Origin of the sequence: Mammaliicoccus fleurettii, from assembly GCF_002018435.1 — a bacterium.
GTDB classification, from domain to species: domain Bacteria; phylum Bacillota; class Bacilli; order Staphylococcales; family Staphylococcaceae; genus Mammaliicoccus; species Mammaliicoccus fleurettii.
Genome location: NZ_MWJM01000001.1, coordinates 269,252 through 284,055 on the forward strand (window position 1 = coordinate 269,252; position 14,804 = coordinate 284,055).

Here is a 14,804-nt window from a genome sequence, read left to right on the forward strand (position 1 = left end):
TTAATTTTAAAACTGCCTACAAAGTACAGCTTTGAGGCAGTTTTTTTATTTATTAATTTTTATTTTAATTAATGCTTAACGATGAATGAATTCTATTTTATGTCATTATATGGTATTATTTGGGAGAATAAAGTAAGAGAAGGTTGATATATGAATATATTAAAACGTAAAAAAATTTTTTCATTAGTAAAGCTTTTGTTTATTTGTACGATATTATGTGTCGTTATCTATGTTTTACATAATGAAATTGGAAAAATAGACTTTAAAAAAACAATAGTATTATTTAGAGAAATGAATACAGCATATTTTGTAGGCATTATATTGTTAGGCGTACTTTCAGTCTCAGTATTATCCTTATATGACATCATGCTAAAGCAATCATTAAAAATTAGTTTGCCTATACACAAAATTTTATCTATAAGCTACATTATTAACACATTTAATAGCATATTAGGATTTGGTGGGTTAATTGGAGCTGGTTTAAGGATCTATTCTTATCGAAATGATGTAAATGATAAAAAAGAATTAATTAAAAGCGTTTCATTATTACTATTATCAATGCTTAGTGGGTTAAGCTTGCTATGTGTGTTAATTGTATTAGGTATTTTTAATGCTGATACTTTATTGGCAAATATATATTGGGCAAAAATTGTATTATATATAGGCAGTTTATTTTTACCATTGTTTATTATATTTTCTTTTTTAAAACCATCGATTAGAAGAGATAGATTTCTTGGGGTAAAGTTTACAATAGTATCAGCTTTAGAGTGGTTAGCTGCAAGTTTTCTATTATTTATTATTTTAAAAGCACTTCATATAAATATTGATTATGCTCATTTAGTTGGAATATTTGTAATTGCAGCATTATCTGGATTAATTAGTATGATACCAGGTGGATTTGGTGCTTTTGACTTAGTTATTTTACTCGGTATTAAATCACTAGGCGTGCCAGAAGAACAAGTATTACTAGCATTGCTGTTGTATAGAGTAGCTTACTATTTCTTCCCATTTATAATTGCACTAGGGCTATCAACAATTGAGTTTGGAGGCATAGCTAAAAAATATATCGAAGAAAGTAAATTTTATACACCTGCTATGGATACAACATCGTTTATTAAATCTGTTCAAAGTGATTTTATGGCGAAAATCCCTTCATTATCATTAGGATTACTTTCAGGCATTACAGGTTTTGTATTATATTTTAATCATATACTAATATTGTATGATGCGATTTATTCTCATCATTTCATGTTTTATTCAATTATATTAGCGTTGCATACAGCATCAACACTAATGTTGCTTATATGTGCAAAAGGTGTGATGTCAGGAACTATGAGATCTACGTTAATGAGCATTATTTCTGTTATTGTCATGTTGATTGTATGTATATTATCAAATAGTACAATTATTGCATTTTTATGGTTAGCCATTTTGCTTGTATTGCTATTTATTGGGTATAAAAAAGCTATTGTCGTAAAGAAAAATATGACACCTATCAAAATTGTTTTAAGTGGTATCCTTATTTTTACTATGTTTATATTTAATCGAATCGTTTCGGTGAATTATTTAAATTTATATCCACATGAAGTTACTAAATTTGATAAATATGCAGTGTTTACGATGTTTTGGATTGTGCTTGCAATTTTATGTTTACTTGGTGTATGCATCACATTTATGCTTTCCAAAAAATATCAGAAATCTGTATCAACAAATTCAAGTTATGAAACAATAAACAATATAATCAATAATCATGAAGGATCATACGTAAGCCATTTAGCATTTACGGGAGATAAATCATTTTTTGTAAATAAAGATGAAGATGTATTTATTATGTATCGCTATACTATGAATGCAGTGATTGTACTTGGCGACCCAATAGGTAATAAAGATAAATTCAATGAAACATTAAATGACTTTTATGATCAAATGTATTTCTTAGGGTATGACATCATTTTCTATCAAGTACAAAGTAAATTATTATCTTTATATCATGATTATGGGAATGTCTTTTTCAAATTAGGAGAAGAAGCCTTGATAGATTTAAATGGTTTCAGTTTATCTGGAAAGAAAAAACGTGGAATGCGCGCAACTTATAATAAGCTGGAATCAGAAGGTTATCAATTTGAAATAATAAACACGCCATATTCCGAAGAAGATATTAAAATGTTACAAACAATTAGTGATAGTTGGTTAGGAGAAAAGAAAGAAATGAATTTCTCAGTCGGTGCATTTAATTTAGACTATTTAAATAAAGCACCGATTGCGGTAATTAGAAACGTAAGTAATGAAATTGTAGGATTTTGTACATTAATGTATACGAATTATAATCAATCTGTTTCTATAGATTTAATAAGATGGAATAAAGATATAGATATTTCTATGATGGATGCTATATATATTCATATGTTGCTGTGGGCAAAAGAAGAAGGATACAAACAGTTTAATATGGGAATGGCTACACTGTCGAATGTTGGACTCAATAAACATGCTTATTTAAGAGAGAAATTTGCTGCAAAAGTATTCGAGAATATGAACAGTTTATATAGCTTTCAAGGATTACGAAACTATAAACAAAAATACGCTCCAGATTGGGAACCAAGATATTTAGTTTATAGAAAATATAGTTCGTTATTATGGAATTTAGTTAGAGTGTCATTAACGATAAACCACAAGTAAAAAAAGAGTCTGGACATGAATGTCTTAAAAAATTAAAAAGAGCAGAAATTCATTGTAAAAATGAAATTCTGCTCTTTTTTTATTATTTAATTAGCACGTGTTGTTTTAATTCTCTTATACCATAAATAAATCACATAAAGTGCAGCTATTGCCATAACAATAATAAACACTTTAGAGTACATGCCTACATAAAGTAAAATTTCATGCCAATGGCTTCCTAAAGTTTTACCTAACATTATAAGAAAAATGTTCCACATACCAGTTCCGATTGCTGTTAATAATATAAAGGCTGGTAAGTTCATTTTAGTAATTCCAGCTGGTAAAGATATTAATGTTCTGACGATTGGTATAAATCTGCCAATGAAGATTGCCCAATGTCCATATTTTTCTAACCATTTAATAGTTTTATCTAAATCTTGAGTTTTGATACCTATATATTTTCCACGTTTATCTACAAATTTATATAATCGTTCTTCACCTATAAAGGCTCCGATACTGTATAATACAAGTGCGCCAAGTACTGCTGCAATTACTGTAATTAAACATACGATGAAAATATTTAAATTTGATTGAGAAGTCATAAAACCTGCAAAAGTTAAGATGATTTCTGATGGGAAAGGGTGTATAACATACTCTAAAAATACTAGGATAAAGACACCAATATAGCCATATTGTGTCATAAATTCAGTAATCCAATGTTCCATGACATGCTCCTCTATTATATATGAATTGACAATATTGCTACATAAAAATAGCAGTATAACATCATTAGATGTTGTTATTTTAGCACATTATTATTTTAAACTTCTTCTGATTTCCTGTTCTTCTTGATAACGAGCTGGATTTTTCTTATAGAAATCTTGATGATAATCTTCAGCTTCGTAAAAAGGTTGATAAGGCAATAGTTTAGTCACAACTGACTTATCTTCAGGTAACTTTTTATTCAATTCTTCAATATATTGTTCAGCTAATTTCTTCTGATCATCATTTGTATAGAAAATAGCTGTTTGATATTGTGTACCACGGTCTTGATATTGTCCATTTGCGTCAGTAGGGTCTATTATTGCGAAATAAATTTCTAATAATCTGTTATATGAGAATAAAGCAACATCATATTGGATCTCTACTACTTCTAAATGACCAGTATGTCCTTGCTTAACTTCTTCGTACGTAGGATTTTTAGTTGTTCCACCCATATAGCCAGAAGTTACTTTATCAATTCCTTCATATTCGTCGAATGGTTTAACCATACACCAAAAGCATCCACCTGCAAAATACGCTTTATTCATATTCATTATATTTTTACCATCCTTTATTCAGTCTCAAGTCTTATTTTTTAATTAGGTTCGCAATTTTTCTTGATTTTTAATTGAGAAATTGTTTAACTTAATGTATGAGTCTCATTATAATATAATTAGTCTCAATTTTGAAGATAAAAGGTTGGTAACAATGACTTCGCAAAATCAATCAGAAACAGATGACAATCGTCAAACGAATGTACCAAAAAGAAATAAAAAGCGTAGAATTAAAAAAAGACCTTTTATTATCTTAGGTATCATCTTACTATTAGTTGCTCTTGGATTTTATATTAATGCTTCTTATAAATCAGGCTTAAAGGTTTCTTCTGATCATGGGAAAAAGAATGAATTGCATAAATTCCATAGTACAACAAGAAATGATGGTAAAGTAAATGTTCTCGTGTTAGGGGAAGATCGTAAAGTAGATAATTCACAACCAAGAACAGATTCAATTATGATTGTTCAATATGATTATTTAAAGAAAGATCTTAAAATTGTATCAGTCATGAGAGATATTTATTCAGAAATTCCAGGTGGTTATCGCAATTATAAAATTAATACAGCGTATTCACTAGGGGGACCTGAATTACTGCGTAAGACATTGAAAAAGAATCTTGATATTGATCCTGAATATTATGCAATCATTGATTTTGATGGATTTGAACAAATGGTTGATGAAATATCGCCAAAAGGTGTTCCAATCAATGTTGAAAAAGATATGTCTGAAAAAATCGGCGTTTCTTTGAAAAAAGGTCAACATAACTTAAACGGGAAAGAATTACTAGGTTATGCAAGGTATAGAAATGACGAAGAAGGCGATTTTGGACGAGTTAGAAGGCAACAACAAGTAATGACAGGGCTTAAATCTGAATTATTAAGTGTAGACTCTGTAATGAAAGCACCTAAATTAGCTGGAATTGCTAGAGGATATGTGAATACTAATTTAGATGATCCAACAATATACAAAACGGGAGCTAGTTTTATAGCTAGAGGCGATAAAGATATAAAAACATTAACAGTACCAGTAAAAGGTTCATATACAAATGCAAATGATGTTGAAAATGGCGCTGTTCTTAAGATTGATAAAGAGAAAAATAAAGAAGCAATTAAAAAATTTCTTAACGAGTAACTATTTTAAGGAAACAAAAAAAGCATTAAATGATCAAACTGATCATTTAATGCTTTTTTATATTTTATTTATTCGAAGATTATGAATCAGATTTACGTACGCCTGCAACTCCATAATGCTCAGGTTTCATTTCTTCAATGATTACATGAATATTTTCTTTCGGTGCTTTAGCATTTTGATGAACTGCTTCAGTTACATCTTTTACAAGACCCTTTAATTGTTCGTCTGATCTACCTTCAATTAACTTAATGTTTACGATTGGCATATTTAACGCTCCTTGTCATATTGAATATTTGCTGAAGGACCTGAATCTCCATTCCAGTCTGTTTGACCATCATCTTCAATGAATTCTATATTCACGTCTTCAACATGTGATAAGTCTAACAGTTTTAATATAATCCGTTTTCTTATTTCTGACAACTCTTTCAGTGTAAAGTTTTGATTTACCTCTAATAAACATTCTATATGAAGTGCCTCTCCTTCTTTTATGACTGCTAAACGTTTAATATCAGCAATAGACTTATCATCTAAAATCACTCTAGAAGCATGGATTTCTGATTCATGATCAGCAATACCTAATACACCTTGAGCATTTTCTATAAAAATAATACCTACAATAATAAACATCATTACACCTATGATTACTGATGCGATACCTTCTAACATGCCTAATCCTGTTAAGCGAGCAATGATTATTGATATAACGGCAATAACACCACCACCAGTTGCAACAGTATCTTCCATAAATACTAACTTTGTTGCAGGCTTTGCTTTACCTATAAATAAATAACTTTTTGTAAATGGAGATAGCAGACCTTTACTGCTTTCGCCGGCTTCTTCTAATATTTCTTTACCAGCTTTTCTTAAAACAACGGCTTCAAGTACGATACCAATTGCTAAAACGCCGATGTTAATCCAAAAGAATAGTAACGGGCCATCTGTACTGTTTGGATGAATAATGTGGTGAAAACCTTCTTTTATCGTTTCGTAAGAAAGAATACCAACAATGATTACAGCAATTAAACAAACAAGGTTTATTAGTCTGCCATAGCCTAATGGGAACTTTTGATTTGGGCTTCTTTTAGAAAAAGCAGAACCTATAAATACAAATAGTTGATTTGCTGAGTCACCAAATGAATGCATCATTTCTGCAAACATAGCGATGTTTCCTGTAAAAATAAAGGCAAGTAGCTTTAAACAACCAAGAATAAAATTAACTACTGCAGCAGATAGAGAAGACTTGCTTCCTTTTTTAAGTATATTCAGAAAATCTTTCATATATTACTCCTTTAAAATTAGATTGTTATGATTATATCATTTAAATACCACATTTTAATTATAAATAAGCATTTATTTTATAATAATCATAATTATATTATGTAAACTATTTGTATTATTGGAATTTTTAAAACCATTAATTAAGGGAATGTGTTATACTATTTATATTGATATAGTAATTAGGTTATACTAATTTCGGACTATTTTAATGTAACATCCTATTAAAAAATACATATTACACTATGTGTACTTGTTGTCACTTTTTAAATGAATCTAATAGGTTTATAATAGAGATAATACATAGATTATTTCAAATAAAATTATTAATTTGTATATTTTTTATGGACATTAATATATAGTCAAATAGGTTAATATTGAAAGGGGCTCTGTAGTTAATTATGAATTCATTACATAAGAAAACAGATGTAATATTAATTGGTGGGGGTATCATGAGTGCTACTTTAGGTATGATGCTTAAAGAACTATCACCAAACTTAGAAGTTAAATTATTTGAAAAATTATCAAAACCAGCCGAAGAAAGTTCTAATGAATGGAACAACGCTGGGACAGGTCATTCGGCATTATGCGAATTGAACTATACAAAAGAAGAGGCGGATGGTTCTGTAAATATTGATAAAGCAATTCAAATAAATGAGCAGTTTCAATTATCAAAACAATTTTGGACTTATTTAGTTAATAAAGGAAGCTTACCTAATCCTGAAACTTTTATTCGTCCTGTGCCACATATGAGTTTTGTATACGGGGAAAAGAACGTTCAGTTTCTTAAAAAACGTTGTGATGCGTTATCAAGTAATCCGCTATTCCCAGGTATGACTTTCACGGATGATTTTGAAACATTGAAACATTGGATGCCTCTTATGATGGAAGGACGTCCAGCTGATGACAGAATTGCTGCAACTAAGATTGAATCAGGTACTGACGTTAACTTTGGTAATTTAACACGTTCTTTACTAGATGATTTAAATGAGAAGGGTGTTGAACTAAACTACAATCACTCTGTACAAAATATTCGTCGAAACGAAGATAATACATGGCAATTAAAGATTTACAATGGTGAAACTAAAAAAGTAGAATACCATAATACTAAATTCTTATTTATAGGCGCTGGTGGAGGAAGTTTACCTCTTCTTCAAAAAACAGGTATTAAAGAAGCTTCAAACATTGGTGGTTTCCCTGTAAGTGGCTTATTTATGGTTTGTAATAACGATGAAGTTATTGCGAAACACGAAGCAAAAGTTTATGGTAAAGCCAAAGTAGGTGCGCCACCTATGTCTGTACCACATTTAGATACAAGATATATAGAAGGTAAGAGAACGTTGTTATTTGGACCGTTCGCAGGGTTTTCACCTAAATTCTTAAAAACAGGATCAAATTTAGATTTATTTGGTTCAGTTAAACCTAATAACGTTTTTACAATGTTATCTGCAGGTTTAAAGGAAATGGGACTTACAAAGTATTTAGTTGAACAAGTACTTTTATCTGATGAAAAGAGATTAGAAGATCTTAAAGAATTTATACCAACTGCTAAGTTAGAAGATTGGGATATCGTTATCGCAGGTCAACGTGTTCAAGTAATAAAAGACACGAATGAAGGCGGTAAAGGAACATTGCAATTTGGTACAGAACTCGTAACAAGTGAAGATGGTTCAATTTCAGCTTTACTTGGAGCGTCACCAGGTGCATCAACAGCTGTACATGTTATGATTCAGTTGCTAGAAAAATGTTTCCCTGATAACTTTACAAAATGGGAAGATAAAATTAAACAGATGATACCTTCATTTGGTTTAAATTTATCTGAACATCCAGATTTATTTAATGAGATAAATACATCCACATCAAAAGCATTAGGTTTATATAAATAATTAAGAAATAAAACATAGGTATGTTACTTATGTTTTATTTTTTATTAGGAAATAAAAAAATATTCTTAAATTCTCTTTAAATTTTAGTTTAATCGGGTTAAACTAGCCTTAATGAAGTTTAAGGGGGATTTGAATTATGTTTGAAAAATTACTTACCTCTATAGGTATCGGTAATCTAACAATCGATACACGACTAGAAAAAACAACTTTTAATGAAGAAGAACCTATTAAAGGAAAAGTAATATTTAAAGGTGGAACATGTGATTTAAAAGTTGAATACATTATGTTGTCGTTAATTGAACGTGTTAATAATCAGAATGAGGACAGTGATTTTTCAGAATTTGATTATGAATTGCATAAGCACAAAGTAAATAAATCCTTTTTAATTAAAAAGAAAGATCATCAAGAATATGAATTTGAGTTCAAATTAGAGCAAATTGAATTTAAAGGTGAGCCTGAAGAAATCTTTTTAAAGACACACGTCCATATAGAACAATCAGTTGGCGCTGATGATGAAGAAAGACTAGAAATAGTTAGATAGAACGTGAAATAGGTTTAGTACTTAATTAGGAGGTTGAGACAAATTAATTGTCTCAACCTCTATTTTGTAATCAAATGAACTTTTATGGCTATCCTTATAAGCACTTTAACTGAGAACTGCTTTTATTGTTACTCTTTAAAATATATACCTTGAAACAGAACGTATGTTCGTATATAATGAAAATATATTTAATACGACGATGGAAGGTGATTTTATGTATGATTACCGTTTATATGAGAAGAGACATATTTTATGCATAGATCAGAATAGCTTTTTTGCGAACGTGTCATGTATGAGTAAAGGTATAAATCCTGATGAGAATAAATTGGCAGTTATTTCAGATACTAAAAGGAAAGGTGCGATTATTTTATCTGCTACTGAACCATTGAAAAAGTTAGGTATAGATACGGGTGCTAGGTTATTTGAAATTCCTCAAAGAAATGATATTTACATTATTAATCCCAATATGAATCAATATATCAATCAATCAATTGCTATATATAAAATTTTACTTAAATATGTAGAATTTGAAGATATTCAACAGTACAATGTTGAAGAAATATTTATTGACATAACTAAAGTATTTAAATATTATTGTTCAACACCATTTGACTTTGCAAGTATGTTGAAGAGAGAAATAGAAGAACAAATGCATATGAAATATTCAATTGGAATAGGTCCAAATATGTTTCTGAGTAAATCTGCATTAGATATAGAAGCGAAAAATAATAAACAGTTAATTGCTGAATGGAAATATGAAGACATACCTTCAAAGTTGTGGCCAATACATCCATTAAATAAAATGTGGGGAATTAATCAACGGGTTGAGAAAGACTTAAATGAAATAGGAATATACACAGTTGGAGATTTAGCGCACTATCCTTTAAAAAAATTAGAGAAATCATATGGAGAAATAAGCCAGGATTTGCATCTTAACAGTAATGGTATAGACTTAAACAAGGTTCAAGACATTCACAATATAATTAAACCAAAAATAAAATATAATTTAAAACTTTCGCAGAACTATCAATATTTTGAAATGAAAAGTATCATACTTGAAACAGTGGAAAGTTTAACCAAACAATTAAGATCAAGAAATTTATTAGTAAAGACTATTTCATTTTCTTTGAAAAATGATCAAAGTGATGGAATCTCAAAAGAATATACTTTAAAAGATGGCACAAATATAGCTATGGATATATTTAGAGTTATATGGAGTTTTTCTGAACAACTATGTGATAAAGCAGAAAAATATAATGAATTAAATATCTCACTTAATAATTTTGTACCTGAAAGAGCTCGTGAACTTAATATGTTTATAGAAAAATTTGAAAGATTAAGAAATGAAGGACTTGAATTATTAATTAATGAAATAAATTGGGACAGAAACTTAATTAACGATCAAATAATCTAAATCAACTTATAAACGAAAGTAGTTATATTTCTCCTTTGTGTATATAATGTAAATATTATTAATATTTGACAAACTTTAATCACATTTATATACTTATTTTGACTGACATTCAAATATGGGGAGTGGTGCATGGTGATTAAACAAGTTACACCTTATCTTTACTTTAACGGAACTTGCGAAGAAGCATTGGCATTTTATAGTGAAGCGCTAGATGGAAGTGTAAGAGAATCACAAACGTATGGTGACGCAGGTGTGGATGCGGCACAAGATTCTAATAGAATTATTCATGCACAATTAGAAGTTAATGGTCATTTATTTATGTTTTCAGATATACCGAATGATGATGACTCATTGAGTCAAAACCATAACGTATACATTGTTATAGAATTTGAAACAGAAGATAAGATAAATGAAGTGTATAATATATTTAAAGAAGGTGGCCAGGTTCAAATGGAACTAGGTAAAACTTTTTGGGGACAAACATATGCTAAAGTTATAGATAAATTTGGTATAGGTTGGGATTTAAGTTATACACATCAAGAATAATATATAAGGATAGAGGCTGGGACAATTATTTGTCTCAGCCTCTATCCTTATATATTTTAGAGAATTAAAAAATGGTAAAATAAACTGAGATAACCTATTATAAAGGTGGCGTAATATATGAAAGTGTTGATTGCACCAGATTCTTTTAAAGGGAGTTCGGATGCTTTAACTGTTGCTCATGCTATGCAAAATGGAATATTAAAAGTAGATTCTAAATCTGAAACTGTTATTATACCAATGGCTGATGGTGGCGAGGGTACAATGATAAATTTGGTTCAGGCTACTAATGGTACTGTGGTGACAGCAAATAGTGTTGATCCTTTAGGTAGACAAATGGAATCTAAATACGGCATTTCTGGTGATGGTAAGACCGCAATTATTGAACTCGCAACTAGTTCTGGCATAGATCTTCTTAATGCTGAAGAGCTTAATCCGTTAAAAACAACAACGTATGGTACTGGAATGCTTATTAAAGATGCTCTAGAACGAAATATTAAACATTTCATTATATGTTTAGGTGGTAGTGCTACAAATGATGCTGGTGTTGGTTTGTTACAAGCATTGGGATTCAGATTTTTGGATAAAAATGGACTTGATATAAATCTTGGTGGACAATATATCAAAGATATTGTCACGATTGATGATTCTAATGTTATGTCATTAATGAAAGAAGCGAATTTTGAAATTGCATGTGATGTTACAAATCCACTTATAGGAACAAATGGCGCTAGTTACATATTCGGACCTCAAAAAGGTGCTTCAGTTGAGGCTGTTAAAATTCTTGATAATGCTATAGAGCAATTTGCTAATATAATTGAGCAACAAAAAAATCTTTCTATTCATCAGATTGAAGGGGCTGGTGCAGCAGGTGGTACAGCTGGCAGTATGCTTGCGTTTTTAAATGCAAATTTAAAAAGAGGAATTGAACTTGTTATAGACTTTGTAGAATTAAATGAAATGTTAAAACAAGAGAACTTTGATTTGATTATAACGGGTGAAGGCAAAATAGATGGACAAACAGCTGGTGGAAAAGTGATATCTGGTATGTGTCAAAAGGCACATGAATATGGAATACCAATTATAGCTCTTGGCGGAAGTGTTGAAGGGAATTTATCTGAGCTATATAACCAAGGTCTAACAGCTGCTTATAGTATTACTAATGGTCCAATGAATTTAGAAGAAGCTATGCAGAATAGTAGTTGTTTAATAGAACAACAAACTGAACAAATATTTAGAACGATAAAAATGATTAATAAATAAGAAAAAGCAGTATGGTTGATTTCGTAACCATACTGCTTTTTTTAAGTTCTGTATTTATATTTTTGAATTCTATTTATTATAAGAACACCAATTATCATAAACACTATTGCTACTATAAGTGTGAACTTGAAGCCAACTATACTTGTAATAAGTAATGCGATAGCTGTAACTACACCATTAAATAGTGCAATTGGAACTTGTGTTTTGTTGTGATCTTTATGATCAGCTCCGGCACCAGTAGAAGAAAGAATAGTTGTATCTGATATAGGAGAACTATGGTCACCAAATATGCCACCAGAAATTACTGCTCCAATACATACTGTTAACGGCAAATCTAAGTGATAGCCAAGTGGTATAGCTAATGGTAGCATTATTGCAAATGTTCCCCATGAAGTACCATTTGCAAATGACATACATGCACCGACAAGGAAGATGAGCGCAGGTACAATTGCAGGAGGGATTGTGCCATCTATAATTTGCACGATATAGTTAGCTGTTCCTAATTTATCTAGGACACTTCCAAGCGACCATGCCAATACTAGTATGATTAAAATATCAGTCATGTTTTTCATACCTGATGTATATATATTTAATGATTGACTAATTGTTTTCACTTTATATATTAACATCATAATAATGATTGAAATAGCAGCAAAGAAATAAGATAAACTTAACGCTATTCTAAAATCTTTACCTTCAACACTTTGGAATGGAAAACCTTTTGGCGCTAATAAAGAAAATAAAGAGATGATTAATATAAGAATGGGTAACCAAATAAGTATTGGTTTGCTTTTGTTTTCAACATCTTTATCTGTATCAACACTTTCTCTTAAAGGTTTGGCATTTTCCCAATAAATTTCACCTGTATTCATAATTCGATCTTCGGCTTTTTTCATTGGACCAAAATCTAATTTTAATAAAATGATTAAAGGGACAATTAATACAGCTAGTACAGGATAAATGAAATAAGGTATAGAAGTGATAAAAGCATCCCATGAAGTCATATCTATACTTAAACGTTTAAATTCTGTATCGATTAATCCCATTATATAAACACCCCAGCCTATAAAAGGAATCATCACAGATACAGGAGAAGCTGTTGAATCAATAATCCATGCTAATTTTTCACGAGATATTTTAGCCTTATCAAATAAACTTTCATATATTGGGCCAACTATAAGTGGCGTTCCCATTTCAGAGAAGAAAATGATAATACCACTAAACCACGCTGCTAATTGAATTTTAATTCTACTCTTTGTACCAGAAATAAAGTGATTCGCAAAAGCTTTAGCACCACCTGAATTTTCAAGCAATGCAACAAACCCACCTATAAATACTAATAATATAAGTATGCCTGCATTATATTCATCAGCAACCGTAACGAATAAATAGTCACCTAACAACTTTTTTAAAGAAGAAATAGGGTTGAAACTTGTTAATAATAATATCCCGGAAAAAAGTCCTAAGAACAGAGAGACAATTACGCTTCGTGTTAATAAGACCATTATGATGGCGATAATGGGTGGAATAATTGACCAAAAGCCAAAACTATCCATAATAGACAACCTCCCTTAAAAATTTTCTGAATGATGTAATAATTTAAATCATTACATATAATTTGTAATTAGTAAATAAGAGATTAATAAACAATCATAAAATTGTATACCTATACATCTATTGTTGACAATGATAGTTATAAAAATGACAACTATATTTGTCATAATGACAATAATAGTGTATATTAGTAATCGTAGGTGGTGGTCAAATGAAGAACAGGGTGAAAGAGTTGAGAGCTAGAGAAGGATTTAATCAAACTGAGTTGGCAAAAAGAGCAGGTATATCGAGACAAACAGTTTCATTAATAGAACGTAATAACTTCATGCCATCAGTATTGACTGCGGTAAGAATAGCTAGAATACTCAAAGAAAATGTTGAAGATGTTTTCATATTCGAGGAGGATGAATTATGAAAAAGAATAAAATTATGTTAATAGGTAACCTTATTTTATATATGCTTATAGGTGGATTAGTTGGAGGTTTATTAACAACCTTGTTTGGGGCTAATCATCAGCTTTTAGAAATACAATTAACAAAAACACAAACAGATATTATAACTATTATTTTAGCAATATTTATCATTATATTAGTTGTTATATTAATGAATGTTTATAAAAAAGCGAAAAACTATAGAAAATTAGAAACAGATTCAGACAATGAGGATGATATAGAAGTACAATTAGAAAAAACATTAATTTTTCCACCTGTACTATTAGGCTTAATAACTACACTTGGCTTAATAATACTAAATCTTGTTTTAAATTTATCAGAAGATCCAAGCATTTTATCGTTAATTATAGCAGTATTATCTTTAATTATAACTGCACCATTATCTTATATGCATTTATCGAATTTAAGAAAATTATACCCAGAACGTCATTATCCAAAAGCAGGAGATAAAAAATTAAATGAAAAAATGGTAGATATGATGGATAGTGGTGAGCAATATATCACTTTACTAGCTTTACAAAAAACATACACTTTAAATCAACAATTGATCATAGGATTTATTGCACTAGCATCAATATTTTCAATAAGTTCTAATAATAATCAATTTTTCAGCGTATCATTATTAATTATCTTATATCTAGTTAATACAATGTACTTCACTAAAAAAGTTTCAGAAACTTTATAAAAAAAGACCCGGTCCTATATAGGATCAGGTCTTTTTTTATAAGAATTGTGTCTAAGGACACCTATATTCACACAAGTCGGCAGAAGTG

General features: G+C 29.9%; 14 protein-coding genes. 9 read left to right on the plus strand and 5 right to left on the minus strand.

The window, feature by feature from the left end:
* Window positions 1-150: 150 nt before the first annotated feature.
* Entirely contained in the window at window positions 151-2,676 is a 2,526-nt protein-coding gene (mprF, locus tag B2G86_RS01375; protein WP_078356343.1) for a bifunctional lysylphosphatidylglycerol flippase/synthetase MprF, read from the plus strand.
* An 86-nt stretch (window positions 2,677-2,762) separates the two neighbouring features.
* Here the strand turns inward: mprF and B2G86_RS01380 are convergent, their stop codons facing one another.
* Both B2G86_RS01380 and msrA read right to left on the minus strand, forming a co-directional pair.
* Window positions 2,763-3,380, minus strand: coding sequence for a DedA family protein (locus B2G86_RS01380; RefSeq protein ID WP_078356344.1), 618 nt, complete (start codon window positions 3,378-3,380; stop codon window positions 2,763-2,765).
* 90 nt (window positions 3,381-3,470) lie between these two features.
* Window positions 3,471-3,971: a peptide-methionine (S)-S-oxide reductase MsrA gene (gene msrA / locus B2G86_RS01385; protein ID WP_078356345.1), complete on the minus strand. Its 501-nt coding sequence runs from the start codon at window positions 3,969-3,971 to the stop codon at window positions 3,471-3,473.
* 154 nt (window positions 3,972-4,125) lie between these two features.
* Between msrA and B2G86_RS01390 the strand changes: the two genes are divergently transcribed.
* Window positions 4,126-5,103 carry an LCP family protein gene (locus tag B2G86_RS01390; RefSeq protein WP_078356346.1) on the plus strand — a complete coding sequence of 326 codons (978 nt, stop codon included), beginning with the start codon at window positions 4,126-4,128 and terminating at the stop codon, window positions 5,101-5,103.
* Between the two features lie 79 nt (window positions 5,104-5,182).
* Here B2G86_RS01390 and B2G86_RS01395 read toward each other — a convergent pair whose 3' ends face one another.
* Window positions 5,183-5,368, minus strand: a complete 186-nt coding sequence (locus B2G86_RS01395; RefSeq protein WP_078356347.1) for a 2-hydroxymuconate tautomerase — start codon at window positions 5,366-5,368, stop codon at window positions 5,183-5,185.
* A 2-nt stretch (window positions 5,369-5,370) separates the two neighbouring features.
* A complete protein-coding gene (locus tag B2G86_RS01400) occupies window positions 5,371-6,381 on the minus strand; it encodes a cation diffusion facilitator family transporter (RefSeq protein WP_078356348.1) in 1,011 nt (336 codons plus the stop codon).
* Between the two features lie 398 nt (window positions 6,382-6,779).
* Here B2G86_RS01400 and mqo point away from each other — a divergent pair, with 398 nt between their 5' ends.
* The 5 genes from mqo (at window position 6,780) to B2G86_RS01425 (ending at window position 12,025) form a co-directional block, all read left to right on the plus strand.
* Window positions 6,780-8,264, plus strand: a complete 1,485-nt coding sequence (mqo, locus tag B2G86_RS01405) for a malate dehydrogenase (quinone) (RefSeq protein WP_078356349.1) — start codon at window positions 6,780-6,782, stop codon at window positions 8,262-8,264.
* Between the two features lie 136 nt (window positions 8,265-8,400).
* Window positions 8,401-8,805, plus strand: coding sequence for a sporulation protein (locus B2G86_RS01410; protein WP_078356350.1), 405 nt, complete (start codon window positions 8,401-8,403; stop codon window positions 8,803-8,805).
* 214 nt (window positions 8,806-9,019) lie between these two features.
* Window positions 9,020-10,219, plus strand: a complete 1,200-nt coding sequence (locus tag B2G86_RS01415) for a Y-family DNA polymerase (RefSeq protein WP_158079016.1) — start codon at window positions 9,020-9,022, stop codon at window positions 10,217-10,219.
* A 129-nt stretch (window positions 10,220-10,348) separates the two neighbouring features.
* Window positions 10,349-10,765 carry a VOC family protein gene (locus B2G86_RS01420; RefSeq protein ID WP_174221864.1) on the plus strand — a complete coding sequence of 139 codons (417 nt, stop codon included), beginning with the start codon at window positions 10,349-10,351 and terminating at the stop codon, window positions 10,763-10,765.
* Window positions 10,766-10,882: 117 nt separating this feature from the next.
* A complete protein-coding gene (locus B2G86_RS01425; protein WP_078356352.1) occupies window positions 10,883-12,025 on the plus strand; it encodes a glycerate kinase in 1,143 nt (380 codons plus the stop codon).
* A gap of 41 nt (window positions 12,026-12,066) precedes the next feature.
* Here B2G86_RS01425 and B2G86_RS01430 read toward each other — a convergent pair whose 3' ends face one another.
* The gene (locus tag B2G86_RS01430; protein ID WP_078356353.1) at window positions 12,067-13,581 is read right to left on the minus strand and encodes a Na+/H+ antiporter NhaC family protein; all 1,515 of its coding nucleotides are present in this window, start codon (window positions 13,579-13,581) and stop codon (window positions 12,067-12,069) included.
* Window positions 13,582-13,790: 209 nt separating this feature from the next.
* On the opposite strand from B2G86_RS01430, the gene B2G86_RS01435 reads away from it, so the two are divergent.
* Together B2G86_RS01435 and B2G86_RS01440 are read left to right on the plus strand one after the other, a co-directional pair.
* A complete protein-coding gene (locus B2G86_RS01435; RefSeq protein WP_078356354.1) occupies window positions 13,791-13,994 on the plus strand; it encodes a helix-turn-helix transcriptional regulator in 204 nt (67 codons plus the stop codon).
* Window positions 13,991-14,716, plus strand: a complete 726-nt coding sequence (locus B2G86_RS01440; protein WP_078356355.1) for a DUF443 family protein — start codon at window positions 13,991-13,993, stop codon at window positions 14,714-14,716. The genes B2G86_RS01435 and B2G86_RS01440 overlap by 4 nt, the downstream gene beginning before the upstream one ends.
* Window positions 14,717-14,804 lie beyond the last annotated feature (88 nt).